Origin of the sequence: Streptomyces sp. CC224B (assembly GCF_030010595.1) — a bacterium.
Classification (GTDB): domain Bacteria; phylum Actinomycetota; class Actinomycetes; order Streptomycetales; family Streptomycetaceae; genus Streptomyces; species Streptomyces longispororuber.
Genome location: NZ_JASCXL010000063.1, coordinates 17,716 through 41,783 on the forward strand (window position 1 = coordinate 17,716; position 24,068 = coordinate 41,783).

Sequence of the window (24,068 nt, forward strand, 5' to 3'; positions counted from 1 at the left end):
CCCGTCACAGGACCGGCCCGGTCACCATCAGGGCGAGGACGGCCGCGCCCAGGGAGCTGCACGTGGCGTTCCGCGCCTTGACGCCCACGGTCAGCAGGGTCAGCCCCACGATGCCGAGGGTGCCGTACTTCCACTGCACGAGCTGCTCGGCGCTGACGGCGAGCACGGCTGCGAGGAGAGCGATGACGGGCATGGTGGTTCCCCCTTCTGCCAGCTTGGAAAAGTTGGCAACCAACTCATTGAAGTTGTCCCCACTTGGCAGGTATCCGTAAACCAACTGCTCCTCCAACTCCCCAAAGATGGCAGCCAGTTGTATCGTCTGGCCGTGACCAAGGAGAACGGTGCAGTGACCGGCAGCAGCAAGCCCTCGCCCCAGGACATCGCCGACGCCCTGCGCGACCGCATCCGTACCGGCACCCTCAAACCCGGCGACCGGCTGCCCACCCAGGCCCGGCTCGCCGAGGAGTTCGGCGTGGAGCGCGGCACGGTCCGCCAGGCCCTGCACGGGCTGCACCGTGACGGCTTGATCAACCACGTCACCAAGGGTAGCCCGCCGCGCGTCGCCGCCCCGGCCGAGGAGTCCGCCCCGCTCGCCCAGGAGCCCCAGCCGTCGATGGTGGCGCTGGCCCCGTGCCTGGTCCACGCGTTCAAGGAGGAGCGCGTGCGCGTGGACGCGGTGTCGTACACCGCCGAGACGCTGATGAACGCGGTGAGCGAACCGATTCGGCAGATCCACGCGGGCCTGCTGCGCCCGCGCTCCGTCGACGTCCGCGTGCTGCTGCCGAGCAGCGCCATCACGCTGGCGTTCCCGGTGCCGGTCGAGGGCGAGGCGGAGGGCGAGCGGCGGCGGCTGCACCAGCGGTGGCTGACCCAGCGCAACGCCCAGGTGCAGGTTCTGCGCCACAACCTCCTGTCGCTGCGCAACGCCCCGCTCGGCATCGACGTCCGCGTCCGGTTCCGGGCCCTGCCCTTCACGACACCGGTGAAGCTGTACGTCCTCAACGGCCGCGAGGCGCTCCTCGCGTACTACACGCTGGAGCGCGACCAGGTGGAGTTCGACACGGACGGCGGGGAGACGGTGGAGCTCTACGACGCCGGCGGGCTGAAGACCCCGCTGTTCTCCTTCACCGAAGGGTCCGGTTCCCGCGACTCCGGATTCGTGCGGGAATCGCAGAAGTGGTTCGACGCGCTCTGGGAAACGATCACGACGGACCTAACACTCTCTTAGATGACCTCAGAAGCGACTGAACTGACCGAGGATGCCCGGAAGCTGATCGAATCTGTTCGGTTCGTGCTGTTTGATTTCGACGGGCCCATCTGCCGCCTCTTCGCCGGGCACGCGGCGCCGCTCGTCGCCCGCAAGCAGGTGCGCTGGCTGGAGGAGCGGGGGCTGCACGGCCTGCTCGCCAACGGCGTCCGGGAGGAGCCGGACCCGTACGTGGTGCTGCGCGCCGTCGACCGGCGCCGCCCCGGCAGCGACCTGGTCGCCGAGCTGGGGGAGCGGCTCACGCGCGAGGAGCTGACGGCCGTGGAGACGGCCCGGCCGACGGCGTACGCCGACGTGCTGATCCGCACCTGGTCCGCGGTGGGGGTCCGGCTCGGCGTCGCCACCAACAACTCCCCGCGCGCGGTGCGCAGGTACCTCGCCGCGCGCGGGCTCACCGGCTGCTTCGCGCCGCACATCTACGGCCGTACCGAGGACCTGCGCCGGCTCAAGCCCGACCCGTACTGCGTGCAGCGCGCGCTCGGCGCCATGGGGGCCGCGCCGCCGGAGGTGCTGATGATCGGCGACGCCCCCTCCGACTTCCACGCCGCCCGGGCCGCCGGGGTCCACTTCCTCGGGTACGCGCGCAACCGGCGCAAGGAGGGGCTGCTGCGGGAGGCCGGCGCGCGGCACACCGTGTCGTCGCTGCTGCCGGTGGTGCGGTCCCTCACCGGCGGCGGCTGACCGGTGCGCGCAGGGCCGCGGACGGCCGGAACGGGGGGCGGCCGAGCGGCGCCCGAGGGCCCGTACACGGCAGGAACGCGCAGGTGAGCGACGTACGCACGCGCCAGGTGTCCACATCCTGGCACGGGGCAGGAACGGTCCTGCGCGATCTGTAGGGTGCGCCCCATGTCACCACCTTCGCTGTCGCGCGGAGCACGGGACCTGCCGAGCCGCGTGGCGGCCCGGCACGCCCGGTGGGTACGCCGCCTCGCCGAGCAGCACCGCGCCCGCACCGACGGGGAAGTGGTGACCGGCTACCACAACAGCAACTCCATCGTGCCGCTCGGCTGGACGCTGGCCCTGCTGTTGCGGACCATGCCGTTCCGCGCGCGGGTCAAGTGCCGTACGCCGCTGCAGGCGGTCGAGGTGGTGCCGCGCGTCTGGCCGAGCGAGAACGAGATCCTGAAGGTCGTCACGCGGCACCTCAAGGAGACCCCGCGCTGCCTGGTCGACCTGGGCGACTGGCAGATGCACACCTACCACGCGGGCAGCCCGCTGTCGCAGGTCAACCCCGAGGGCCCGGTCACGTACGAACTCATGGCGGCCCTCGCGGAGTTCTTCGCCCGGACCGCCGCCGTACCGGCCGGCGAGCTGCCGCCGCTGCCCGCCGACTGGCCCGCCGACGGCGACACCACGGGGTTCCTCGACTGGCTCATCGACTTCACCGAACGCCGGGTGCACCGCCCCAACCGGGCGCGCTTCGACACCCTCTTCGAGGCCGTCGGCATCCGGCCGCACGTCATGGCGGAGTTCAGGCGCGCGAGCCCCCGGCTGACGCCGCGCCCGTTCTGCCTGCTCCACACCGACGTGCACCGCGCCAACATCATCGTGGACCACCGCTCGTTCGCCGTCATCGACTGGGAACTCGCCCTGTACGGCGACCCGTTGCACGACCTCGCCACCCACCTGGTGCGCATGGGCTACGACAAGGAGGAGCGGGCGCTGATGTGCGCCCTGTGGCGGGACGCGATGTGCCGCGCGGGCCTCGGCGACCTCACCGCGGGGATCGACACCGACCTGCGGGTGTACGTCGACTTCGAGTACGCCCAGTCCGTCTTCCCCGACATCATGCGCGCGGCCCTGGCCCTGCCCGGCGCGGGCACGGACGACGACTACGGCGCGGCGGCCGACCGGGTGTGCCGGGCGCTGCGCCGCGCCGCCGAGCCCCTGCGGCTCGACCGGGCGCCGGACCGCGCCGAGGTGGCGGCCGCCCTGCGGGAGTGGCACGCCGGCGTCCGCGGTGCCTCGCCCCGCGACCTGGTGGCGGACGACGGGCGGTGAGCGGCGCGGACGGACCGCTCGGCGCCCGCGGTGCGCGCACCGGCCCGCCCTGCTCCCCGCGCGGCCCGGTACCGGTCCCTTCCTGAGCGTCCGGTACGCGGGCACCATGGCTCTGCACGTGCTTGCCGGGGGCCGACGCGGCTGCCATGGGCCTGGAGCGAGGTGCGTGGCGTGACGGACTCCATGCGGCCGGTGGAGCGGCAGCAGGTGGTGGCGGGCGACCTGGGCCGCTACCTCCGGGAGGCGCTGCCCGGCGACCCCGGCATCGACGCCGTCGGGTGCGCCGGCGGGACCGTCGCCGACCAGCTCAGGCGGTGCCTGGAGCACGGGGACCTGACGGGCCGCCCGCACGTCCGGCTGCGGGTCGTCGTGCCGGACTTCACGCAGCCCCTGGACGGGCCCCGCGGGGTGAACGGCGAGGGCGGCGCGGAGGACGACGAGGTGCTCCGGCGGGAGCTGCTGCGCGAGGCCGTCGGCCTGGCGCACGAGATGGCCGCGCTCGACCGCAGGCTGCACAGCGGGCGCCGGGCCCGGCTCGACGTGGAGTTCCGCGTCCTGCACCTCACGCCGGTCGTGACGTTCTGCCTCATCGACCGCAGCCAGCTCTTCGACGCGGCCCGCGACCGGGGAGAGGGGAAGGCCGCGCCCCGGCTGTCCCCGGCGGCGGGCCGCGACGCCGTCCTGACGCGGTGGCACGTCGACGCCGGGGCCGCCGCCCGGGAGCGGATCCGCGCCCGCGGGCTGCTCTTCGACGCGCTGTGGAGCGTGGCGCGGCCGCTCACGCGTACCGGGTGAGGCCCGCGCCCAGGTGGTCGAAGGCCCGCTCCGCCTCGTCCCGGGCCCGGGGCAGCAGGGCGGCCGCGGACTCGCCCGCGGCGACGCGGCGCCAGTTCTCCAGGGCGAGCACCCGCTGGGCGGCCAGGATCTGGGCGGCGGCCAGGCGGGCGTCGAGCGAGGCCTCGCCGAGCGCCTCCGCGAGGGCGGCCTCGGCCCGCTCCTGGTACGCGTACAGGCCGCCCACCAGCGACGGGGTGCCGTAGAGCAGCCGGTGGAAGGCGAGCACGGCCGGGTCGTCGCTGAGGCCGGTCACCGGGTCCTGGCGGTCGAGGCCGGCGAGGAAGTGGTCGCGCAGCGCCCGCAGCGGGGAGCGGCCGCCGCGGGCGGCGACCACGCGGGCCGCCTCGTCCTCGTGGTCGGCGAACCGGTGCAGGACCAGGTCCTCCTTGGCCGGGAAGTAGCGGAAGAGCGTCGGCTTGGAGACCTCGGCGGCGGCGGCCACCTCCGCGACCGACACCTTGTCGAAGCCGCGCTCCAGGAAGAGGGCGATGGCCGCCTCGGAGATCGCCGCGTACATCCGCCGCCGCTTGCGCTCCCGCAGCCCGCCGGGGCCCGCCGTGCCGCCCGGGTCCGCCGTGCTGTCTGGGTGCGCCGCGGGGCCCGGGCCTGCCGCGCCGGGCGTGGGCGCGTCCGTCGTACCGGTCATGCGGGCAGCGTACCGCAAGGTGAGTCGCGGTAAGAAAGTTAACTCGGTAACGCTTTTTGTTACGCTCGATGGCATGACGCCACCCGACGAGACCCTCACGGACGCCCTGACCGAGGAGCGCCGCTACCACGACCTCTGCCGCGCCGCCCTCGCCGCCATGGTCGAGGGCGCCGAGGAGCACGTGGTCAGCGGCGAGCACGTCTCCGCCTCCGGCGCGGACGCCGAAGTACTCGGCTACGCGCTGCGCAGCAGGGCCAAGGAGATGCGCGAACTGCCCGAGGCGCCGCTCTTCTTCGGGCGGCTCGACTTCGACCCCGCGGCGCCCGAGGCCGGTGACCACCGCGGGCAGCGCTACCACATCGGCCGGCTGCGCGTCACCGAGCACCCGGCGGCCCCGCCGCTCGTCGTCGACTGGCGGGCGCCGGTGTCCCGGGCCTTCTACCAGGCGGGCACCCGCGACCCGCAGGGCGTGGCCGTCCGCCGCCGCTTCGGCTGGGCGCCCGGCAGCAAGGGCGACTCCGCGGACCTGACCGGCCTGGAGGACGAGCACCTGGCCGCGGGCGGCACCGGCGGGCCGAGCCGCATCGTCGCCGGGGAGATCGAGCGGCCCCGCGTCGGCCCGATGCGCGACATCGCCGCCACCATCCAGCCCGAGCAGGACGACCTCGTCCGCGCCCCGCTCACCGACACCGTGTGCGTGCAGGGCGCCCCCGGCACCGGCAAGACCGCCGTCGGCCTGCACCGCGCCGCCTACCTGCTCTACACCCACCCGGGGCGCGTGCGCCGCTCCGGCCTGCTGATCCTCGGCCCCAACCGCACCTTCCTGCGGTACATCGCCGAGGTGCTGCCCTCGCTCGGCGAGACCGGGGTGCGCCAGTCCACCGTGCGGGACGAGATCGCCCGGCAGCCCGTGACCGCGTCCGACGACGAGCCGGCCGCCGCCGTCAAGCACGACGCCCGCATGGCGGAGGTGCTGCGCCGCGCCCTCTACGCGCGCGTGCGGCCCGTCGCCGACGCCCTGGCCGTGCCGGACGGCTCGTACCGCTGGCGGGTGCCCGCCGACGAGCTGGAGCGGATCGTCGCGGACGTCCTCGCGGAGCGGCCCCCGTACGACACCGGCCGCGAGCGCGTCCGCAGCCGTGCCGTGCGGTACGTCCAGGACCAGGCCGAGCGGCGCGCCGGGCCGATGACCAACACCTGGGTGCAGAGGATCTCCCGGGCCCGGCCCGTCTCCGCCTTCGTCGACGCGGCCTGGCCGAAGGTCAAGCCGGAGGAGGTGCTGTACGGACTCCTCGCCGACGAGGGCGCCCTGGCGGCCGCCGCCGACGGCCTGCTCACCGCCGGGGAGCAGCGGGCGATCCGCTGGGCCCGGCCGCCGCGCTCGTACCGGTCGGCGAAGTGGTCGGCCGCCGACCTCGTCCTGCTCGACGAGGTGGCGGGCCTGATGGAACGCCCCGAGAGCTACGGCCACATCGTCGTCGACGAGGCGCAGGACCTCTCCCCGATGGAGTGCCGGGCCGTCGCGCGGCGCGCCGGCTCCGCCTCGCTGACCGTCCTCGGCGACCTGGCGCAGGGCACCACGCCGTGGGCCGCCCGCTCCTGGCCGGAGCTGCTCGCCCACCTGGGCCGGCCGGACGCGGCGGTCACCCCGCTCACCACCAGCTTCCGCGTCCCGGAGGCCATCGTGTCGCTGGCCAACGCCCTGCTCGCCGGGCTCGGCGTCGACGTGCCGCCCGCGCGCTCCCTGCGCCACGACGGCGACCTGGCCGTGCGCGAGGTGCCGGACGCGGTGGCCGCCGCCGTGACCGCCGTGCGGCGCGCGCTCGCCCGCGAGGGGTCCGTGGGCGTCATCGCCGCCGCCGCGACGGTGGCCGCGGTACGGGCCGCGCTCGCCGGGGCGGGCGTGGCCGCGGCCGGACCGGACGACCTGGGCGCGCGGGTCGCGGTCGTGCCCGCGTCGCTGGCGAAGGGCCTGGAGTACGACCACGTGGTGGTCGTCGAGCCCGCCGGGATCGCGGAGGCGGAGGCCCGCGGCCTGCACCGGCTGTACGTGGTGCTCACCCGCGCGGTGACGAGCCTGGAGGTGCTGCACAGCAGGGGGGTGCCGTGGGGTGCGGCCCCCGTCGCGTCGGCATCCGCGCCCGGGTCCGTGCCGCGGTGACGCCCCGGAGCGGGGGGCGTGGCTCGTTCGCGGCGCCGGTTGGTGCCGCGGTGGCTCCGCCGGTGGCGTCATGTGCGGCCTGGGTTCTCCCGGGGCGGGGGCGGAGGCCGGGGACGGGCTGGTCTGGCTCTCGGGTGCGCCACACCTTCCGATAGCTGGTACGTCTCTGTTTCCGCAGCTCATAGGGGACTTGGTCGGTCGCTGGGCGGCTCCTACCGCCGCGGTGGGGCTCTGTGGTGCCGCTCGTGCGCCAAAGGGGGCTTGCATTGGTGCCACGGTGATGCCATGCTGGCGTCACGCCGCACCGCGGCAGCGACACCACCGAAGAGCAGCACGGCACATGACCGGCGGCGACGCCCGGAGCCGCACCGCGCTGCACGACCGACTGAAAGGACGGCCATGCCCGCCTTCGACACCCCCGAGTCCGTCTCCGCCCTCGTCGAGTTCGAGGTGGGCACCGCCCACTTCGTCGCGAGCAAGCGCCTCGACACCGTCGTCACCGTGGAACCGAGCGACCCCGGGGCGCAGGCCGACGTGAAGGTGGCCGAGCAGGTGCAGGTCACCTGCACCGACGGGCGACTGGTCGTGCGGGGCCCCAAGCAGCGCTCCATGTTCGGCAAGAACGGCTCGGTGACCATCACCGTCGAGCTCCCGGCCGGGGCCGACGTCCAGGGCGTGACCGCCGCGGGCGGCTTCCAGGCCGAGGGCCGCCTCGGGACCTGCCGCTTCGAGACCAGCGCCGGCGACATCCTCCTCGCCGAGACCGGCGCCGCGGTCCTCAAGAGCGGCTACGGCACCATCCGCCTGGAGCGCGCCGACGGCGACGTCGAGGTGGAGACCGCGGGTCCGGTCGACCTCGGCGAGATCAACGGCACCCTGCGCGCCGACTCCCAGGAGGGCGACATCCGCGTGGCCGTCGCGCACGCCGGGGTCGAGGCGAAGGCGGGCAAGGGCGCCGTGCGGCTCGCGGACGTGGCCCGCGGGCGCGTCTCGGTCGAGTCCAGCGCCGGTGACCTCGAGGTGGGCGTGCGCGAGTCGAGCGCGGTCCGCCTGGAGGTCAACACCCAGTACGGCACCGTGCACAACGCCCTCGACCAGGTCGGCGCCCCCGTGGCCCACACCGAGACCGTCGAGCTCCAGGCCCGCACCGGCTACGGCGACATCGTGATCCGCCGCGCCTGACGCGCCCCCGACCGAGCACCCCGACCGAGCACCCCGACCGCGCGCCCCCCGACCGCGCGCCCCCGGTCACGCACCGACGAAGCGAACGACGAAGCGAACGACGAAGCAAGGAGGCGGCACGATGACTGCCACCACCGGTTCAACCGCCGCGGCCGCGGGGATCACCGCCCAGGGGCTGCGCAAGTCGTACGGCGAGAAGACCGTCCTGGACGGGGTCGACCTGCACGTCGCCCCCGGCACGATCTTCTCCCTGCTCGGCCCGAACGGCGCCGGCAAGACCACCACCGTGCAGATCCTCTCCACCCTCATCGCGCACGACGGCGGCACGGCCCGCGTCGCCGGGCACGACCTCGACGCGGAGCCGGACGCGATCCGCCGGGCCATCGGCGTCACCGGCCAGTTCGCCGCCGTCGACGGCCTGCTCACCGCCGAGGAGAACATGCTCCTCATCGCGGACCTGCTGCACCTCGACCGCGCCGAGGGCAGGCGCCGCGCCGCCGAGCTCCTGGAGCGCTTCGAGCTCACGGAGGCCGCGCGGAAGCCCGCGGCGTCCTTCTCCGGCGGCATGCGCCGCAAGCTGGACCTGGCCATGACGCTCGTCGGCCGCCCCCGCGTCATCTTCCTGGACGAGCCGACGACGGGCCTCGACCCGCGCAGCCGCCGCACGATGTGGGACCTCATCCGCGACCTCGTCGCCGGCGGCACCACCATCCTGCTGACCACGCAGTACCTGGAGGAGGCCGACCAGCTCGCCGACCGCGTCGCCGTCCTCGACGGGGGCAGGATCGTCGCCGAGGGCACCGCCGACGAGCTCAAGCGCCGTATCCCCGGAGGCCACATCCGGCTCCGCTTCAACGACGTCGACAGCCTGCACTCCGCCGCCTCGCGCCTCGCGCTCTCCACCGCCACGCGCCACGACGACGAGCTCACGCTCCACGTCCCGAGCGACGGCAGCGTCTCCGCCGTGCGCTCCGTCCTCGACATCCTGGAGAGCTCCGCCATCCACGCCGAGGCGCTCACCGTGCACACCCCCGACCTGGACGACGTGTTCCTGGCCCTGACCGGACACGGGTCCGGGACCGCCCCCGCCGACGCGTACGGCACCCCGGCCGCCGCCGCGTACGGCTCGACCGCCGCGAACGCGGCCGCCGGGCACGCGACCGCTGCCGCCGCCGACCCGACCGCCGTGCACGCGACCGCTGTGAAGGAGATCCGGCGATGAGCGCCACCACGTACCCCGTACGCGACGCCATGACCATGCTGCGCCGCAACCTCAAGCACGCCCAGCGCTACCCGTCGATGACCGTCACCGTCGTGATCATGCCGATCGTGATGCTCCTGATGTTCGTCTACTTCTTCGGCGGCGCGCTCGGGGAGGGCATCGAGATCCCCGGCGGCGGCTCGGGCCGCGACGCGTACACCAACTACCTCGCCCCCGGCATCCTGCTGATGACCGTCGCCAGCAGCTCGATCGCCACGGCCATCTCGGTGTGCACCGACATGACCGAGGGCATCATCAACCGCTTCCGCACCATGGCGATCTCGCGGTCCTCGGTGCTCGTGGGGCACGTCCTGGGCAACATGATCCAGACCGTGCTCGCCCTGCTCCTCACCCTGGGCGTCGCCCTGGCCGTCGGGTTCCGGCCCGAGGCCTCGGTCGTGGAGTGGGCCGCGGCGGGCGGCCTCCTGCTCCTGCTCGCCTTCGCGCTGGCCTGGCTGTCGGCCGCGATGGGCCTCAGCTCCGACTCGGTGGAGACCGCGTCGAACGCGCCGATGCCGCTGACCCTGCTGCCCTTCCTCGGCTCCGCGATCGTCACCCCGGACTCGATGCCCGCCGGGATCCGCTGGTTCGCCGAGTACCAGCCGTTCACACCGCTCACCGAGACGGTGCGGGGGCTGCTGAGCGGCTCGGAGATCGGCAACAACGGCTGGATCGCGCTGGCCTGGCTGGCGGGCCTCTCCCTCCTCGGCTACCTGTGGTCCATGGCCGCGTTCAAGAAGGCGGTCAAGCGCTGACCGGCGAACGGCGGCCGTACGACGGCTCCGCGCACACGAAGCGGGCGGCTTCCCCGGCACGGCACCGGGGGGCCGCCCGCTTCGTGTGCCCTTCTCGCTCCGGGGCTGCTGTGCGGGCGGCCCGCTTCCTCCGTACGTCCGGCGTCGGTGGCCGCTCCCGGAACGCCGGTCCCGTACGTACGCCTCAGACGACCCACCGCGGCCGGCTGCCGGACGGCGACGGCGGGCGGGTGTCGGCGAGCGCGGCGGCCATGCGGCGCACGGCCTCCCGCAGTGTCTCCGGGGGAGTGGTGTACGGGATCCGCAGCCGCTGCTCGAAGACGCCCGGGTCGGCGGCGAAGCAGGAGCCGCCCTCGATCCGTACGCCGTGGCCGAGGGCCCGCTCGGCCAGCGCGGCCGCGACCGGCGCGCCCAGGTCCACCCAGAGCGAGAGGCCGCCGGGCGGCTGCCGCCAGGCCCACCCCGGCAACCGCTCGGCGAGCGCGGCGGTGAGCGCGTCCCGCCGCTCGCGCAGCAGGGCGAGCCGGGCCGGCACCAACTCGGCCTCCCTGCCCAGGAGGTGCAGGGCGAGGAGCTGGTCCACGACCGAACCGCCCAGGTCGGTGGCGATCCGCTGGGCGGCGAACTCCGTCACGAGGCGCGCGGGCGCCCGCAGCCAGCCGACGCGCAGGCCGCCCCAGTAGCTCTTGCTCATCGAGCCCACGGTGACGACCTGCCCGGACCCGCCGGGGGCGGCGTGCGCGGCGCTCGGAAGGGGCGCGGGCACGTCGAGGGCGAGGTCGGCCAGGGACTCGTCGACGACCACCCAGGTGCCGGAGCGGCGGGCCGCCCGCAGCACGCGGGCCCGGGTGTCGTCCGGCATGAGCAGCCCGGTCGGGTTGTGGAAGTCGGGGACGAGGTAGGCGAGGTGGGGCACGGCCTGCCGCAGCGTCGACTCGACGATCTCCGCGTCCCAGCCGTCGTCGGTCACCGGCACCGACACCGGGCGCAGCCGCGCACGGCGCAGGGCCTCCAGGGCGTTCGGGTACGACGGGCTCTCGACCAGGACCCGGTCACCCGGGCCGGACAGGAGGCCGAGGACCAGCGTCAGCGCGTGCTGGGCGCCGGAGGTCACCAGGATCTGCTCCGGCACGGTGGCCAGGCCGCGCCGGGTGAACCGCTCGGCGACGGCGGCCCGCAACTCCGGGAGCCCGTACGGGTGGTAGCCCGGCGTGTGCGTGTGCGCGGCGATCCGGGGCGCCGCCTCGGCGAGGGCCTCGGCGAGGACGCGCTCCGGCAGCCCCGGCGAGGCCCTGGCCAGGTCGATGGCGGACTCCGGGGGCGCGAGCACGCGGGCGACGCCGTGCGGCGCGCGGCCCTCGGGCAGCGCGGTCCAGGTGCCGGCGCCCCGGCGGCTGTGCGCGTAGCCGCTCTCGCGCAGCAGGTCGTACGCGGCGGTGACGGTGGGCCTGCTCACGCCGAGCGCCGTGGCGAGCTCCCGCTCGGCGGGCAACCGCACGTGCAGCGCGATCCGCCCGTCCAGGACCAGGTCGCCGATGGCCTGCGCCAGGTGCCGGTAGGCGGGCCGGACGCCGCCCACCGCGGGCAGCAGCGCGGCGAGCCGCCCCCCACCGAGGCTCCGCTCGACCATGCCACTCCTCGACGATTGGCCATGCTTTCCGGGCCAATGACTGTACAGACTCCGGCACTCGGACAAGGCGGCGCGGCTCCGGCAAGGCTGGAGGGTGCCTGGGGTGGGAGGTCGCGGGTATGGCGCGGGTGACGGGTGCGGGACGGCCGCTGGACGGGACGGGTCAGCCACCGGGCGCGGCGGGGCTGCCGGACGCGGCGAAATCACCGGCCGCGGCGCGGCCAAGGGAGTTGGCGGGGCCGACGGACCCAGCGCACCCCACAGCCCCAGCGCATTCCACAGCCCCGGCGAGGCCCACAGACCCGGACAGGAAAACCACCCGTGCAGGCAAGCGGCGGCGGCAGCAGCCGCCGGCCCCGGCCCTCACCCACCTCCCCCTCGCGGAGCGCCCCCTGCGCCGCGTACCGCAACTCCTCATCGGACTGGCCCTGTACGGCGCCGGCATCGCGCTCACGGTCCGGGCCGCCCTCGGTGTCAACCCGTGGGCCGTCCTGAACCAGGGCCTGGAACCGCACACCCCCTTCAGCTTCGGGGCGCTGACCGCGCTGGTGGGCGCGGCCGTCCTCACCCTGTGGATACCGCTGCGGCAGAAACCGGCCTTCGGCACGTTCGCCAACCTCGCGCTGGTGGGCGGCGCGGCGGACGCGGGGCTGTGGCTGGTCCCGGAACCGTCCGGCCTCCCGGCCAGGGCGGCGCTCCTGGCGGCGGGCATCGTGCTCAACGGCTTCGCCGTCGCCGTCTACGTCGGCGCCCGCTTCGGCCCCGGCCCGCGCGACGGCCTGATGACCGGCCTGGCCGCCGTCACCGGCCGCTCGCTGCGCACCGTCCGCACCGGCATCGAGCTGACCGTCCTCGCCGGGGGCTGGCTCCTCGGCGGGACGGTGGGCGTGGGCACGGTCCTGTACGCCGTCGCGGTCGGGCCCGTGGCGCAGTACTTCCTGCCGCGGTGGGCGTACGACCCGGGCGGCGGGGCTACTTCCCCTCGCGAGGCTGGTTGAAGCGCAGCATGTTCCCGGCCGGGTCGCGGAACGCGCAGTCGCGCACCCCGTACGGCTGGTCCATGGGCTCCTGGAGCACCTCGGCGCCCGCGGCACGGATGCGTTCGAAGGTGGCGTCGCAGTCGGCGGTCCGGAAGATGACGCCGCGCAGCATGCCCTTGGCCATGAGTTCGGTCACCGCCTGGCGGTCGGCGTCCGAGGCGTTCGGGTCCGCGAGCGGCGGCTCAAGGACGATCTCCACGTCCTGCGACGGCGAGGCGACGGTGACCCACCGCATGTTCTCGAAGCCGACGTCGTTGCGTACTTCCAGGCCGAGCACGTCGCGGTAGAAGGCGAGCGCCTTGTCGGGGTCGTCCACGGCGATGAAACACTGGGAGAGGCTGATGTCCATGCCCCCACGCTAGGCACCGGGCGCGGGCTTCGCTTCTCCGTTCCTGACCGGCCTGGTGTGGATCTTGGCGATGCAGGCCGGGACGGCGGCACCGTCCCCGTGGTCGCGGGCCCGGTACGCGCTCGGCGTCTCCCCGACCAGCTCGGTGAAGCGGGTGCTGAACGACCCCAGCGACGTACAGCCGACCGCCATGCACACCTCCGTCACCGACAGGTCGCCGCGCCGCAGCAGCGCCTTGGCGCGCTCGATGCGGCGGGTCATGAGGTAGCTGTACGGCGTCTCGCCGTAGGCGGCGCGGAAGCTGCGCGAGAAGTGGCCCGACGACATCAGGGCCTCCCGCGCGAGCGCCGGCACGTCGAGGGGCTGCGCGTAGTCCCGGTCCATCCGGTCCCGGGCCCGGCGCAGCCGTACGAGGTCGTCGAGGGGGACACGGCCTGAGGAGGTCACGCACACCACGCTACCGAGGGGGTGTGACAGCGCCCGCGCCACGCGCCCCTGCGCCGCCCGTCAGACGTGGAGCTCGGGCGGGAAGCCGGTCCAGCGCAGCTCGGCGGGCAGGTGGCGTACGTCGTTGTGGACCAGCACCGAGGAGGGCCTGCCCGGGGCGTAACGGATGACCGTCAGGGCGGTGTTGCCCTGGTTGACACTCGTCCAGCGCCAGGCGGGCGCGTCGAGGGCGGCGCGTACCAGCCAGCCGATGAGGAAGTTGTGCGTGACGACCAGTTCATGCCGGGCGCGGTCCCCGCCGACCGGCCCGGTGAACATCGCCAGCGCCTGTCGGGCCAGCTCCGGACCACGGGCGCGCTCCTCCTCCGGCACCTGGGCGAGGAAGCGGACCACGGCGTCGGCCGCGTCCGGCGGCAGCTCCTCCCGCGCGGGCACGGACGGGACGTGGTCACCGGCCGGTTCCGATTCCCTCGGGCGGCGGGCGGCGGGCGGCGGGCTCGGGCGCGGGCGGCGGGTGGGGGCACGGGTGGCGGGGTGGCGTGGCGCACTTTTGCAAGCGGGTGCTTGCAAAAGTTAGCGAGGGGTGTGCAGTATCGAGGCATGGCATCGCTCAACGTCGGCAATCTCGGCGAGTACCTGCGCGAGCAGCGGCGGAACGCGCAACTCTCGCTGCGGCAGCTCGCCGACGCCGCCGGGGTGTCCAACCCGTACCTGAGCCAGATCGAGCGCGGCCTCCGCAAGCCGAGCGCCGAGGTGCTCCAGCAGGTGGCCAAGGCGCTGCGGATCTCCGCCGAGACCCTGTACGTCCGGGCCGGCATCCTCGACGAGAAGGAGCGGGACGAGCTGGAGACGCGCGCCGTCATCCTCGCCGACCCGTCCATCAACGAGCGGCAGAAGCAGGTACTGCTCCAGATCTACGAGTCGTTCCGCAAGGAGAACGGCTTCACGTCACCGCCGGCGCCGCCCTTGCCGGACGCGCCGTCCCCCGCGGACGCGCCGTCCTCGGCGTCCGCGTCCCCGAGCACCAACGGCGCCGCTCCCGGGAGCGCGGCGGCCACCGCCCGGGAGAACGGCGCACCGGCCCCCACCGCTGACGGACCCCGCACGGCCGACGGCGGCGACGCCGACCCCGCGGGCGGCGAGCCCACGGACCGACAGCACTCAAGCTGAAGCGATTTCCGGGAGGACCATCGTCATGCCCATCTCCGATGAGGTACGCAAGGCCGTCACCAACCCGACCCCCCTCTACTTCGTCGTCGGCGGAGCCGACCTGGCGTACCAGCAGGCGAAGAAGGTACCGACCGTCCTCGAGCAGTTCGCCGCCGAGGCGCCGGCCCGCCTGGACGCGGTCCGCAACACCGACCCCAAGGAGGTCCAGGACCGCGCGACCGCCCGTGCCAAGGAGGCGCGGCAGGTCCTCCGGTCCAAGGTCAACGAGCTCTTCGGCGCGCTCGACACCGACCTGAAGCGGCTCGGCGAGAACGCCCAGGACTTCGCCCTGCGCGGCGTCGGCGTCGCCGTCGAGTACGCCGTCCAGGCGCGCGAGACGTACGAGAAGGTCGCCGAGCACGGCGAGCAGACCGTGCGCCACCTGCGCGGCGAGGCCGCCGACGAGCTCGTCGAGCTGGCGGACACCGTGGAGCCCGACCCGCAGCAGCCCGCGGACGGAGCCGCGAGCGCCACCGCCGCCGGGGACACCGGCACCGGTACCGAGCAAGGTGCCGCGGCGCGCAAGCCCGCCGCCAAGAAGGCCCCGGCCAAGAAGACGACCGCGAAGAAGCCCGCGGCGGCGCCGACCCCGGCGTCCGCCTCGTCTCCGGCGTCTCCGGCGTCTCCCGGGTCTACGTCGTCTCCGTCGTCCACCGGGTCCACGTCCTCGACGACGTCGTCCACGGCGTCCCAGTCGTCCACGGCGTCCACGGCTTCCTCCGACTCGTCGGACTCCACGGACTCGTCCGCGTCGTCCCCGGCGTCCAAGTAGCCGAGGGACGTACGGACGGGCTGGTGTTCGTACACGCGGCCGGGCACTCTCGGAGTGCCCGGCCCGTTGTACGGGTAGCGGTACCGTGACTTTGTACGCAGGACGCGTGCGTCGCGTTGGATACGCCGAGACTGGTGGTGGACGTTGTGCTGATGCAGGGGTTCGCGAACTTCATGTGGCTGCTGTCGCTGGCCCTGATCCTGTTCAGCGGATTCGCGCTCCTCGACGCCGCCGTCCGGCGTGAGGACGCCTATCGCGCGGCCGACAAGAAGACCAAGCCGTTCTGGCTCATCATCCTCGGGCTCGCCTTCGTGGTGAACCTGATCTTCAACATCCTGTCGTTCCTGCCCATCATCGGCCTCATCGCCACGATCGTGTACATGGTCGACGTCCGGCCCGCGCTGCGGCAGGTCATGGGCAAGGGCGGCGGTCGCCGCGGCTCCAGCAGCGACGGTCCGTACGGGCCGTACAACGGCGGGCGCTAGCGAGCAGCGTTTCCCCGGCGCCTCCCGCGGGGCGGCGCCGGGGACTGCTCTGCTCGGGCCCCGGGGCAGGTGACCGGACGGCCCTGCTCCGTTGGGCGCGGCCACCGCGTCCGGTGTTCCGCCTCAGCGTTCGCGGTCGAGGAGGAGGACCGCCACGTCGTCCGTGAGCTCGCCGCCGTTCAGCTCCCGCACCTCGGTCACGGCCGCCTCCAGCAGTTCGTCGCCCCGCAGGCCCGAGGCGAGCTGGCGGCGCACCATCTCCACCATGCCGTCCTGCCCCAGCCGCTGGTTGCCCTCGCCGACCCGGCCCTCGATCAGGCCGTCCGTGTACAGCATCAGGCTCCAGCGGCCACCGAGCTCCACCTGTTGGCGCGGCCAGCGGGCGCGCGGGAGCAGGCCGAGCGCCGGTCCGCCGTTGTCGTACGGCAACAGCTCCGCCCGGGGCGCCGGTTGCTCCCGCGTGACACCGGCGGCGGCCGCGGGTCCGTGGCGGACGATCAGCGGCGACGGGTGACCGGCCAGGCACAGGCCCGCCCGGCGGCCGTCCGGCGCGATGTCGACCGTGCACAGCGTCGCGAAGATCTCGTCGTTGGGCCGCTCGTGCTCCAGGACCTTCTGCAGGGTGCCGAGGAGCTCGTCGCCGACGAGGCCCGCGAACGTCAGGGCCCGCCAGGCGATGCGCAGCTCCACCCCGAGCGCCGCCTCGTCCGGGCCGTGCCCGCAGACGTCGCCGATCATCACGTGCACCGAGCCGTCCGGCGTGCGCACCGTGTCGTAGAAGTCGCCGCCGAGCAGGGCGCGCGAACGCCCCGGCCGGTACCGGGAGGAGAACCGCAGCGGCGAGCCGTCGAGCAGCGGCGTCGGCAGCAGCCCCCGCTCGAGCCGGGCGTTCTCCTGCGCCCGTACACGGGACTCGAAGAGCTGCCGCTGCGCGGCGTCGGCGCGCTTGCGCTCGACCGCGTACTGGATCGCGCGGCTCAGCACCCGGCTGTCCAGCTCGTCGCGGAGCAGGTAGTCCTGGGCGCCGACCCGCACCGCCCGCGCGCCGCGCTCGGCGTCGCCGGACGTGGTGAGCGCGAGGACGGCCTGGCGGGGCGCGAGGCGCAGCACGTGCCGCAAGGGGGCCAGCTCGTCGGCGTCGATGTCTGTGCCGGTGCCGGTGCCGGTGCCGGTGCCGGTGGTGCCGGTGGGGCCGCTGCCGCTGCCGTTGGCGCCGGTGCCGCTGGTGGCGGTCCGCGGAGGGCCGCTGGGTGCGGGGCCCGGTCCGGTGGGCGGCGGGGTGCCCGTCGGGCCCGTGCCGCCGTTCGCGGGGGAGCCGCCGGGCAGGGCGAGGTCGAGCAGGATGCAGTGCACGTCGTCCGTGAGCAGCCGCTCGGCCTCGGTGAGGTTGCGGGCGGTGCGGATGCGCATGGGCTTGCCGTCGGCGGCCAGCAGCTCGGGAAGCCGCAGGGAGCCGCCCGGGTCGTCCTCGATCACCAGCAGGGTGAGCCCGGAGCCGTGGGCCGGGCCGGGGCCGCGGGGGTCTCGGACACGGCTGTGGCCGTCGGGGCCGCCCCGGCGATCGGGGCCGCCCCGGCCGCCGGAGCCGTCAGGGCCGCCGGAGTCGCCGGAGCCGCCAGGGGGGCGGTGCGGCGCGGAGGTCGGCGGAGCCTGACCGCCTTCCGCGGCCGGGATCGCCCTTGGCCGCGGTATGCGTGCGGACATGCGTGGAATCCTTCCCTCCCCCCGAGGGCACGGTGGGGCGACGGTCGCACGCCCCACACCAGACGGGGACCTTAGCGGTAGCCGGACCCCCTGGGGAACGCGGCGCGGCACCCGGCAGACGGCATATGCCGTGTCCTGAACCGCAAGAGGGCACGAACCGGGTCTTCCTGGGATGACGAACATCACCCCCGGAAGGTTGAGCGCCCCGGCCCCCGGTGCACTGGGTCACACCCCGTCGCCGGGGTGCGTCGTCCCTTCCCTGGCCGCTCCCCTGCTGTCCCCTTGCCGCGCGCGGCCACGCCTGGGCACGGGGGCTCACCGTGGGTGGGGCGGGTGATCGTCGGGCCTCTCCAGGTGCCGGGCCGCTCCACCGCAGGGGCGGATCGCCGGGGCCCGGCGGGTGCCGGATCGCTCTGCCGTGGTGGAGGGATTGCTGGGGCCCGGCGGGTGCCCGGTCGCCCCTGCCGTGGTGGAGGGATCACCGGAGCCCCGGGGCTCAGAGGCCGCCGGGTCGCACTGCCCCCGCCGCCTCCGCAGGGCCACTCCAGCCCAAGCCCCAACCCCTACCCCGGCCGCACCACCCCGAGGATCTCCATCGAGCCCGCGCCCGCCATCGTCACGTCCCGCCCCGGCCGGGGGGCGTGCACGATGGTGCCGTTGCCGACGTACAGCCCGACGTGGCTGGCGTCCTTGTGGTAGATGATCAGGTCCCCGGGGCGCATGTTCTTCACGTCCACGTGCGGCAGCCGCTTCCACTGCTCCTGCGACGTGCGCGGGATGCCGCGCCCCGCCGCCGCCCAGGCCTGGGACGTCAGCCCCGAGCAGTCGTACGACTTCGGGCCCTCCGCGCCCCAGACGTACGGCTTGCCGAGCTGGGCCGTGGCGAAGGCGACGGCCTTCCTGCCGCGGGCGGTCGCGCCGCCCTTGAGGTCGTCCAGTATCCCCGTGCTCACCCAGGCCGACTGCTGCTTGCGGGCGGCCTCCTCCTCAAGGCGGCGCAGCCGGTCGCGCTCCCTCTTCTCCAGGCGCGACTCCAGCTTCTCGGCGGCGGCGATCTTCTTCTCGACCTTCTTGCGCGCCTCGGCCTTGGCCCGGCGGTTGGCCTCCAGCTTCCGCCACTGCGCCGAGGCGTCCTTGGCGTACGTCTTCAGGTCGTCCTGGGTCCGGCTCACCTCCGTGAGCAGGGACTTCGCGCCGTGCTGGCCCTGGCGCAGGCGGCCCGCGCCGTCCAGGAACCGCTCCGGGCTGCGGCTCAGCATCAGGCGGGCCTGGTCCGGGATGCTCCCGCCGCGGTACTGCGCGCGGGCCGCGGCGCCCGCCTGGGCCTTGAGCCGCTCCAGCTTCTTCCGGCCGCTGTCGAGGGCACGGGAGAGGCGGGCGATCTCCTTGGACTGCCGCTCGGCCCGCTCCTCCGCCGCGTTGTACGCGTCCGTGGCCGAGCCCGCCTCGCGGTAGAGCCGGTCGATCTCCTTGCGGACCTGCTCCAGGGCGGTGTCCCCGGCGGGCGCCGTGGGCGCCGGCGGTCTCGGCGGGGCGGGCGGCGCGGGCTCGGCAGGGCTCGCGAACGCCGTGCCGGGCGCGGCCAGCACCGCCGTCGCGCAGATCAGAGCCACGGCTGTCGCCGTCGAACACCGCTTGCCGGACACGCTCGCCACCCCCACAACCGATCCCTGATATACCGTCAGTAACGCCTGGGCTCCCCGGGATGGTGCCACGTCCGCGCCCGTGGCGACAGGGCCACACGGCGACGGACGATCCCCTCCCGACTCGTGTGACGAGCGGCACGCGGTGATCGTTCCCCTCGCACAAGGGTTCGCCCACGGCGAAGCCCTGGCCTCAGCCGCCACCCGCGCGCAAGCCCCTCAGCCCCGTCTGAAGCCCTCGCCGCAGCCGACGCCCGCAAGGGAAACCCCTCAGCCCCTGACGGGAGCCCCGGCCTCAGCGGCCCCTGCGAGGAATCCCCTCAGCTCCCACCCCCGCGAGGCGCCAACGCCCCCCACTCCACCGTCACTTCGCCCTGCCGCCACCGCGCAGCACCGTCCACCACCGGCCAGTCCGCCCGCAGCTCCCGTACCGTCCGGATCCACCGCTGCCGCGCCCCGTACGACGCGTACGGGGCCGCCGCCGCCCACGCGCGGTCGAAGTCGCGCAGGAACGCGTGCACCGGCTCGCCCGGCACGTTCCGGTGGATCAGCGCCTTCGGCAGCCGCTCGGCGAGGTCGGAGGGGCGCTCGAGGGAGGCGAGGCGCGCCGCGAACGTCACCGTGCGCGGGCCCTCGGGGCCGAGCGCGACCCACACGTGCCGCCGCCCGACCTCGTCGCACGTCCCCTCGACGAGCAGCCCGCCGGGCGCCAGCCGCGCGCGCAGCAGCTCCCAGGCGGCGGCGACCTCGCCCTCGTCGTACTGGCGCAGCACGTTCGCGGCGCGGATGAGGACCGGGCGCGCGGGCAGCGGTACCTCGAAGCCGCCGTGCAGGAAGGAGAGCCCCTCCCGTTCGTACGGCCGGGCCGCCTCGACCCGCGCCGGGTCGATCTCGATGCCCACCACGCGCGCGCGTGGGGCGGCGGTACGCAGCCGGAGCAGCAGCTCGACGGCGGTCCAGGGCGCGGCGCCGTAGCCGAGGTCCACGGTGAGCGGGTCGGCGGCGCGGCGCAGCGCGGCGCCGTGGACGGCGGCGATCCAGCGGTCCATGCGGCGCAGCCGGTTGGGGTTGGTGGTCCCGCGCGTCACGGTCCCCCGGGGGCGGGGCGAGGAAGGCGAGGTACTGGAGTGACGGGAGGTGCGGGGGGCGCGGGGGGCCATGAGGGCAAGCGTAAGCAAGGCCCCCGCCAGGAACCTCCAAGGTAATGCTTTGGCAAAGAGCGAAATGGAGTCGAGTGTTCCGGTGTTCCCGCTCCAGAGGCCCCGTACGTCCTCCGCATCGCCATGCCCGCCGTACGAGGTCCAGGACGCCGCCGAGGCCAAGGAGGATCGCCACGTGAGCCACTACGTGACCAGGCTCGGGCGTCGTTTCCCAGCGGCCCCCTCGGCGCCGGCCCGGCTCCGGCTGCCCGGCTCGCCGCGCCGCCCCCGCCGCGTGGCCATGCTCAGCGTGCACACCTCACCGCTGCACCAGCCCGGCACGGGCGACGCGGGCGGCATGAACGTCTACATCGTGGAGCTCGCCAAGCGCCTCGCCGAGATCAACATCGAGGTGGAGATCTTCACGCGCGCCACCACGGCCGCCCTGCCGCCCGCCGTCGAGCTCGCCCCCGGCGTTCTCGTCCGCCACGTGGACGCGGGCCCGTACGAGGGTCTGGCCAAGGAGGAGCTGCCCGCCCAGCTCTGCGCCTTCACGCACGGCGTCATGCTCGCCTGGGCCGGCCACCGCCCCGGCCACTACGACCTCGTCCACTCGCACTACTGGCTCAGCGGCCACGTCGGCTGGCTCGCCGCCGAGCGCTGGGGCGCCCCCCTCGTACACGCCATGCACACCATGGCGAAGGTCAAGAACGCGGCGCTCGCCGAGGGCGACACCCCCGAGCCCGCCGCCCGCGTCATCGGCGAGACACAGATCGTGCGCGCCGCCGACCGCCTGATCGCCAACACCTCCGAAGAGGCCGGCGAACTCGTCCACCACTACGACGCCGACCCCGGCAAGGTCGCCGTCGTCCACCCCGGCGTCAACCTCGACCGCTTCCGCCCCGCCGACGGCCGCGCCGCCGCCCGGCACCGCCTCGGCCTGCCCCAGGACGCCCTGATCCCCCTCTTCGCGGGCCGCATCCAGCCCCTGAAGGCGCCCGACATCCTGCTGCGCGCGGTCGCCGTACTCCTCGACGAACGCCCGGAGCTGCGCCGCCGCATGGTCGTTCCGGTCGTGGGCGGGCCGAGCGGCAGCGGCCTGGCGAAGCCGGAGGGCCTGCAGAAGCTGGCGGCCCGCCTGGGCATCGCCGACGTCGTCCGCTTCCAGCCGCCGGTCGGGCAGGAGCAACTGGCCGACTGGTTCCGCGCGGCGTCCGTGCTCGTCATGCCCTCGTACAGCGAGTCCTTCGGCCTGGTCGCGATAGAGGCGCAGGCGGCGGGCACCCCGGTGCTCGCGGCGGCGGTCGGCGGCCTGCCGGTCGCGGTCCGCGACGGTACGACGGGCTTCCTCGTCCACGGCCACGAACCGGCCCTCTACGCGCGCGTGCTCCGCGACTTCGCCGACAGCCCCCACCTCACGGACAGCATGGGCGCGGCGGCCGCGCGCCACGCGCAGTCCTTCGGCTGGGGCACGGCGGCGTCCACCACGGCCGACGTGTACACCGCCGCGATGCACGACCACCGGCGTCGCGTACCCTCGCACCATGGGTGACGTTGCCGGCGGGGCGCCTGACGCGGTGATCGAACGATTCCTCGACGACGCCGAACTGACCTGGGAGTCCCCCGACCCCGGCTCGTACGTGATCACCCTCCCCGGCACCCGCAAGCTCTCGACGACCCTGTCGATGATCGTGGGCAAGCACTCCCTGTCCCTCAACGCCTTCGTCATCCGCCACCCCGACGAGAACCACGAGGCCGTCCACCGCTGGCTCCTGGAGCGCAACCTGCGCCTGTACGGCGTGAGCTACGCGATCGACCCCCTCGGCGACATCTACGTCACCGCCAAGCTCCCCCTGGCCGCCGTCACCCCCGACGAGCTGGACCGCCTCCTCGGCTCCGTCCTGGAGGCCTCGGACGGCTCCTTCAACACCCTCCTGGAACTGGGCTTCGCGACCGCGATCCGCAAGGAGTACGCCTGGCGCGTCTCGCGCGGCGAATCGACCCGCAACCTCGCCGCGTTCGCCCACCTGACGAAGCCCCGCCCCGGCGCCCCGGAGTAGCACCGCCCGGACCCGGCACCCCGGAGTAGCACCGCCCGGGCCCGGCGCCGCGCCGATCCGGCCCCGTCTGCGCACTTTGCCGCCAACCCCGGCCGACCGGCACCCCCGCACGCCCGCCCCCTGCTACAGAGGAAAGCTGGGACGTCTCCGCCCGGGGGGAGGGCCGACCCCATGAAACTGACGATCAACATGGCGGTCCTGCTGGCCGTCGTCCTCGTCCTGCTGATCCGCCGCAAGGTCCAGGCCCGAAGCCGGGCCGACCAGGCGATGACCCTGGCCGTAGCCGTCGTCTTCGGAGTCCTGATAGCCCCCACGGACCTGGGCCAGGGAATCCTCGACACAACGGGCGACCTGGCCAGAACCATCTCGAACACGGGCACACCCTGACCCCCCGCACCCCCGCCCATACCGAAGCCCCCTGCCCAGAACACCCGGGCAGGGGGCAGGAAACGTCAGGAGGTTACTTCTTCTTGCCCTGGTTCTTGACCGCCTCGATGGCGGCCTTCGCGGCGGCCGGGTCGAGGTACGTGCCGCCCGGGTTCAGGGGCTTGAAGTCGGCGTCCAGCTCGTAGGAGAGCGGGATGCCGGTGGGGATGTTCAGGCCCGCGATGTCGGCGTCGGAGATGCCGTCGAGGTGCTTGACCAGGGCGCGGAGGCTGTTGCCGTGGGCGGCGACCAGGACGGTGCGGCCGGTCAGGAGGTCGGGGACGATGCCGTCGTACCAGTAGGGGAGCATGCGGACGACGACGTCCTTGAGGCACTCCGTGCGGGGGCGCAGCTCCGGCGGGATGGTCGCGTAGCGCGGGTCGTCCGACTGGGAGAACTCCGCGCCGTCCTCGAGCGCCGGCGGCGGGGTGTCGTACGAGCGGCGCCACAGCATGAACTGCTCCTCGCCGAACTCGGCGAGGGTCTGGGCCTTGTCCTTGCCCTGCAGCGCGCCGTAGTGGCGCTCGTTCAGGCGCCAGGAGCGGTGCACCGGGATCCAGTGCCGGTCGGCGGCCTCGAGCGCGAGCTGCGCGGTGCGGATGGCGCGCTTCTGGAGGGAGGTGTGCACGACGTCGGGCAGCAGACCCGCGTCCTTGAGCAGCTCGCCGCCCCGGACCGCCTCCTTCTCGCCCTTCTCGTTCAGGTTGACGTCCACCCAGCCGGTGAACAGGTTCTTCGCGTTCCACTCGCTCTCGCCGTGGCGGAGGAGGATCAGCTTGTACGGTGCGTCGGCCATGCCCACGAGCGTAATGGAATCCCCGTGAGGGCCGCGCCCGGGAGCCCGGGGGCCCCGGAGCCGCCGCCGGGGCCCGGCCTCCTCGATTGACGGTGGTCGTCAAATGAGTGGCGGGGCGGGCGCAGGGTTCGTAAGTTGTCGGCGCGGGTTTCGACACTTACATCACCCACGCCCTCATCTGCACCCACGCCCGCCTCTGCACCCACACCTGCACTCGCACCCGCACTCGCTCCGCTCAGCCGCCAGCCAGCCAGCAAG

At 74.3% G+C, this 24,068-nt stretch carries 24 protein-coding genes and 1 pseudogene; 15 read left to right on the forward strand and 10 right to left on the reverse strand.

Going from position 1 to position 24,068, the window contains the following annotated elements; translation table 11 throughout:
- Positions 1-4 precede the first annotated feature (4 nt).
- Complete coding sequence (locus tag QK440_RS24390; RefSeq protein ID WP_282795331.1) at positions 5-193, reverse strand: hypothetical protein; 189 nt, start codon at positions 191-193, stop codon at positions 5-7.
- Positions 194-319: 126 nt separating this feature from the next.
- Between QK440_RS24390 and QK440_RS24395 the strand changes: the two genes are divergently transcribed.
- From QK440_RS24395 to QK440_RS24410, 4 genes are all read left to right on the forward strand, one after another.
- Positions 320-1,228 (forward strand): GntR family transcriptional regulator, encoded by a 909-nt coding sequence (locus QK440_RS24395; protein WP_282795360.1) that lies wholly within the window; start codon positions 320-322, stop codon positions 1,226-1,228.
- Positions 1,229-1,948, forward strand: a complete 720-nt coding sequence (locus tag QK440_RS24400) for an HAD-IA family hydrolase (protein ID WP_282795332.1) — start codon at positions 1,229-1,231, stop codon at positions 1,946-1,948.
- A 165-nt stretch (positions 1,949-2,113) separates the two neighbouring features.
- Entirely contained in the window at positions 2,114-3,268 is a 1,155-nt protein-coding gene (locus QK440_RS24405; RefSeq protein WP_282795333.1) for an aminoglycoside phosphotransferase family protein, read from the forward strand.
- Positions 3,269-3,439: 171 nt separating this feature from the next.
- The gene (locus tag QK440_RS24410) at positions 3,440-4,063 is read left to right on the forward strand and encodes a hypothetical protein (protein WP_282795334.1); all 624 of its coding nucleotides are present in this window, start codon (positions 3,440-3,442) and stop codon (positions 4,061-4,063) included.
- Here the strand turns inward: QK440_RS24410 and QK440_RS24415 are convergent.
- Positions 4,047-4,622 (reverse strand): TetR family transcriptional regulator, encoded by a 576-nt coding sequence (locus tag QK440_RS24415; RefSeq protein WP_282795361.1) that lies wholly within the window; start codon positions 4,620-4,622, stop codon positions 4,047-4,049. The genes QK440_RS24410 and QK440_RS24415 overlap by 17 nt on opposite strands.
- A gap of 202 nt (positions 4,623-4,824) precedes the next feature.
- Between QK440_RS24415 and QK440_RS24420 the strand changes: the two genes are divergently transcribed.
- From QK440_RS24420 to QK440_RS24435, 4 genes are all read left to right on the forward strand, one after another.
- Positions 4,825-6,912 (forward strand): AAA family ATPase, encoded by a 2,088-nt coding sequence (locus QK440_RS24420; protein ID WP_282795335.1) that lies wholly within the window; start codon positions 4,825-4,827, stop codon positions 6,910-6,912.
- 399 nt (positions 6,913-7,311) lie between these two features.
- Positions 7,312-8,094, forward strand: a complete 783-nt coding sequence (locus QK440_RS24425) for a DUF4097 family beta strand repeat-containing protein (RefSeq protein ID WP_282795336.1) — start codon at positions 7,312-7,314, stop codon at positions 8,092-8,094.
- A 121-nt stretch (positions 8,095-8,215) separates the two neighbouring features.
- On the forward strand, positions 8,216-9,316 hold the full coding sequence (locus QK440_RS24430; protein ID WP_282795337.1) for an ATP-binding cassette domain-containing protein: 1,101 nt from the start codon (positions 8,216-8,218) through the stop codon (positions 9,314-9,316).
- Positions 9,313-10,110 (forward strand): ABC transporter permease, encoded by a 798-nt coding sequence (locus QK440_RS24435; protein WP_282795338.1) that lies wholly within the window; start codon positions 9,313-9,315, stop codon positions 10,108-10,110. Before QK440_RS24430 ends, QK440_RS24435 begins: the two co-directional genes overlap by 4 nt.
- Before the next feature lie 184 nt (positions 10,111-10,294).
- Here QK440_RS24435 and QK440_RS24440 read toward each other — a convergent pair whose 3' ends face one another.
- Positions 10,295-11,740 carry a PLP-dependent aminotransferase family protein gene (locus QK440_RS24440; RefSeq protein WP_282795339.1) on the reverse strand — a complete coding sequence of 482 codons (1,446 nt, stop codon included), beginning with the start codon at positions 11,738-11,740 and terminating at the stop codon, positions 10,295-10,297.
- 392 nt (positions 11,741-12,132) lie between these two features.
- Between QK440_RS24440 and QK440_RS24445 the strand changes: the two genes are divergently transcribed.
- On the forward strand, positions 12,133-12,738 hold the full coding sequence (locus QK440_RS24445; protein WP_282795362.1) for a hypothetical protein: 606 nt from the start codon (positions 12,133-12,135) through the stop codon (positions 12,736-12,738).
- On the opposite strand, the gene QK440_RS24450 is transcribed toward QK440_RS24445, so the two are convergent.
- The 3 genes and pseudogenes from QK440_RS24450 to QK440_RS24460 form a co-directional block, all read right to left on the reverse strand.
- Entirely contained in the window at positions 12,713-13,129 is a 417-nt protein-coding gene (locus tag QK440_RS24450; RefSeq protein ID WP_282795340.1) for a VOC family protein, read from the reverse strand. The genes QK440_RS24445 and QK440_RS24450 overlap by 26 nt on opposite strands.
- A gap of 9 nt (positions 13,130-13,138) precedes the next feature.
- Complete coding sequence (locus tag QK440_RS24455) at positions 13,139-13,513, reverse strand: helix-turn-helix transcriptional regulator (protein WP_282795363.1); 375 nt, start codon at positions 13,511-13,513, stop codon at positions 13,139-13,141.
- A gap of 123 nt (positions 13,514-13,636) precedes the next feature.
- Positions 13,637-14,047: pseudogene (locus tag QK440_RS24460) on the reverse strand (histidine phosphatase family protein); the annotation flags it as partial.
- A 129-nt stretch (positions 14,048-14,176) separates the two neighbouring features.
- On the opposite strand from QK440_RS24460, the gene QK440_RS24465 reads away from it, so the two are divergent.
- The 3 genes from QK440_RS24465 (at position 14,177) to QK440_RS24475 (ending at position 16,042) form a co-directional block, all read left to right on the forward strand.
- On the forward strand, positions 14,177-14,746 hold the full coding sequence (locus QK440_RS24465; RefSeq protein WP_282795341.1) for a helix-turn-helix transcriptional regulator: 570 nt from the start codon (positions 14,177-14,179) through the stop codon (positions 14,744-14,746).
- A 25-nt stretch (positions 14,747-14,771) separates the two neighbouring features.
- Complete coding sequence (locus QK440_RS24470; RefSeq protein WP_282795342.1) at positions 14,772-15,557, forward strand: hypothetical protein; 786 nt, start codon at positions 14,772-14,774, stop codon at positions 15,555-15,557.
- Positions 15,558-15,709: 152 nt separating this feature from the next.
- Positions 15,710-16,042: a DUF2516 family protein gene (locus QK440_RS24475; RefSeq protein ID WP_190137634.1), complete on the forward strand. Its 333-nt coding sequence runs from the start codon at positions 15,710-15,712 to the stop codon at positions 16,040-16,042.
- A gap of 123 nt (positions 16,043-16,165) precedes the next feature.
- Here the strand turns inward: QK440_RS24475 and QK440_RS24480 are convergent, their stop codons facing one another.
- The 3 genes from QK440_RS24480 to QK440_RS24490 form a co-directional block, all read right to left on the reverse strand.
- Positions 16,166-17,746, reverse strand: a complete 1,581-nt coding sequence (locus tag QK440_RS24480) for a fused response regulator/phosphatase (protein WP_282795343.1) — start codon at positions 17,744-17,746, stop codon at positions 16,166-16,168.
- A 563-nt stretch (positions 17,747-18,309) separates the two neighbouring features.
- Positions 18,310-19,359: an NlpC/P60 family protein gene (locus QK440_RS24485; RefSeq protein WP_349239318.1), complete on the reverse strand. Its 1,050-nt coding sequence runs from the start codon at positions 19,357-19,359 to the stop codon at positions 18,310-18,312.
- 350 nt (positions 19,360-19,709) lie between these two features.
- Positions 19,710-20,438, reverse strand: a complete 729-nt coding sequence (locus QK440_RS24490) for a class I SAM-dependent methyltransferase (protein ID WP_282795364.1) — start codon at positions 20,436-20,438, stop codon at positions 19,710-19,712.
- A gap of 286 nt (positions 20,439-20,724) precedes the next feature.
- Here QK440_RS24490 and mshA point away from each other — a divergent pair, with 286 nt between their 5' ends.
- The 3 genes from mshA to QK440_RS24505 all read left to right on the forward strand — a co-directional run bounded on the left by mshA (position 20,725) and on the right by QK440_RS24505 (position 22,975).
- On the forward strand, positions 20,725-22,080 hold the full coding sequence (gene mshA / locus QK440_RS24495) for a D-inositol-3-phosphate glycosyltransferase (RefSeq protein WP_282795345.1): 1,356 nt from the start codon (positions 20,725-20,727) through the stop codon (positions 22,078-22,080).
- Entirely contained in the window at positions 22,073-22,588 is a 516-nt protein-coding gene (locus tag QK440_RS24500; protein ID WP_282795346.1) for a YbjN domain-containing protein, read from the forward strand. Before mshA ends, QK440_RS24500 begins: the two co-directional genes overlap by 8 nt.
- Before the next feature lie 171 nt (positions 22,589-22,759).
- Positions 22,760-22,975 (forward strand): hypothetical protein, encoded by a 216-nt coding sequence (locus QK440_RS24505; RefSeq protein ID WP_282795347.1) that lies wholly within the window; start codon positions 22,760-22,762, stop codon positions 22,973-22,975.
- 73 nt (positions 22,976-23,048) lie between these two features.
- Here the strand turns inward: QK440_RS24505 and QK440_RS24510 are convergent, their stop codons facing one another.
- Positions 23,049-23,810, reverse strand: a complete 762-nt coding sequence (locus QK440_RS24510; protein ID WP_282795348.1) for a phosphoglyceromutase — start codon at positions 23,808-23,810, stop codon at positions 23,049-23,051.
- Between the last annotated feature and the right edge of the window lie 258 nt (positions 23,811-24,068).

Coding starts and splice junctions, on each gene's coding strand:
- QK440_RS24440 (WP_282795339.1), bottom strand. CDS start 11,740: ATGGTCGAGCGGAGCCTCGGTGGGGGGCGGCTCGCCGCGCTGCTGCCC.
- QK440_RS24465 (WP_282795341.1), top strand. CDS start 14,177: ATGGCATCGCTCAACGTCGGCAATCTCGGCGAGTACCTGCGCGAGCAG.
- QK440_RS24390 (WP_282795331.1), bottom strand. CDS start 193: ATGCCCGTCATCGCTCTCCTCGCAGCCGTGCTCGCCGTCAGCGCCGAG.
- QK440_RS24500 (WP_282795346.1), top strand. CDS start 22,073: ATGGGTGACGTTGCCGGCGGGGCGCCTGACGCGGTGATCGAACGATTC.
- QK440_RS24405 (WP_282795333.1), top strand. CDS start 2,114: ATGTCACCACCTTCGCTGTCGCGCGGAGCACGGGACCTGCCGAGCCGC.
- QK440_RS24470 (WP_282795342.1), top strand. CDS start 14,772: ATGCCCATCTCCGATGAGGTACGCAAGGCCGTCACCAACCCGACCCCC.
- QK440_RS24415 (WP_282795361.1), bottom strand. CDS start 4,622: ATGTACGCGGCGATCTCCGAGGCGGCCATCGCCCTCTTCCTGGAGCGC.
- QK440_RS24490 (WP_282795364.1), bottom strand. CDS start 20,438: ATGGACCGCTGGATCGCCGCCGTCCACGGCGCCGCGCTGCGCCGCGCC.
- QK440_RS24505 (WP_282795347.1), top strand. CDS start 22,760: ATGAAACTGACGATCAACATGGCGGTCCTGCTGGCCGTCGTCCTCGTC.
- QK440_RS24475 (WP_190137634.1), top strand. CDS start 15,710: ATGCAGGGGTTCGCGAACTTCATGTGGCTGCTGTCGCTGGCCCTGATC.
- QK440_RS24450 (WP_282795340.1), bottom strand. CDS start 13,129: ATGGACATCAGCCTCTCCCAGTGTTTCATCGCCGTGGACGACCCCGAC.
- QK440_RS24435 (WP_282795338.1), top strand. CDS start 9,313: ATGAGCGCCACCACGTACCCCGTACGCGACGCCATGACCATGCTGCGC.
- QK440_RS24425 (WP_282795336.1), top strand. CDS start 7,312: ATGCCCGCCTTCGACACCCCCGAGTCCGTCTCCGCCCTCGTCGAGTTC.
- QK440_RS24510 (WP_282795348.1), bottom strand. CDS start 23,810: ATGGCCGACGCACCGTACAAGCTGATCCTCCTCCGCCACGGCGAGAGC.
- QK440_RS24420 (WP_282795335.1), top strand. CDS start 4,825: ATGACGCCACCCGACGAGACCCTCACGGACGCCCTGACCGAGGAGCGC.
- QK440_RS24430 (WP_282795337.1), top strand. CDS start 8,216: ATGACTGCCACCACCGGTTCAACCGCCGCGGCCGCGGGGATCACCGCC.
- QK440_RS24400 (WP_282795332.1), top strand. CDS start 1,229: ATGACCTCAGAAGCGACTGAACTGACCGAGGATGCCCGGAAGCTGATC.
- QK440_RS24480 (WP_282795343.1), bottom strand. CDS start 17,746: ATGTCCGCACGCATACCGCGGCCAAGGGCGATCCCGGCCGCGGAAGGC.
- QK440_RS24455 (WP_282795363.1), bottom strand. CDS start 13,513: ATGGACCGGGACTACGCGCAGCCCCTCGACGTGCCGGCGCTCGCGCGG.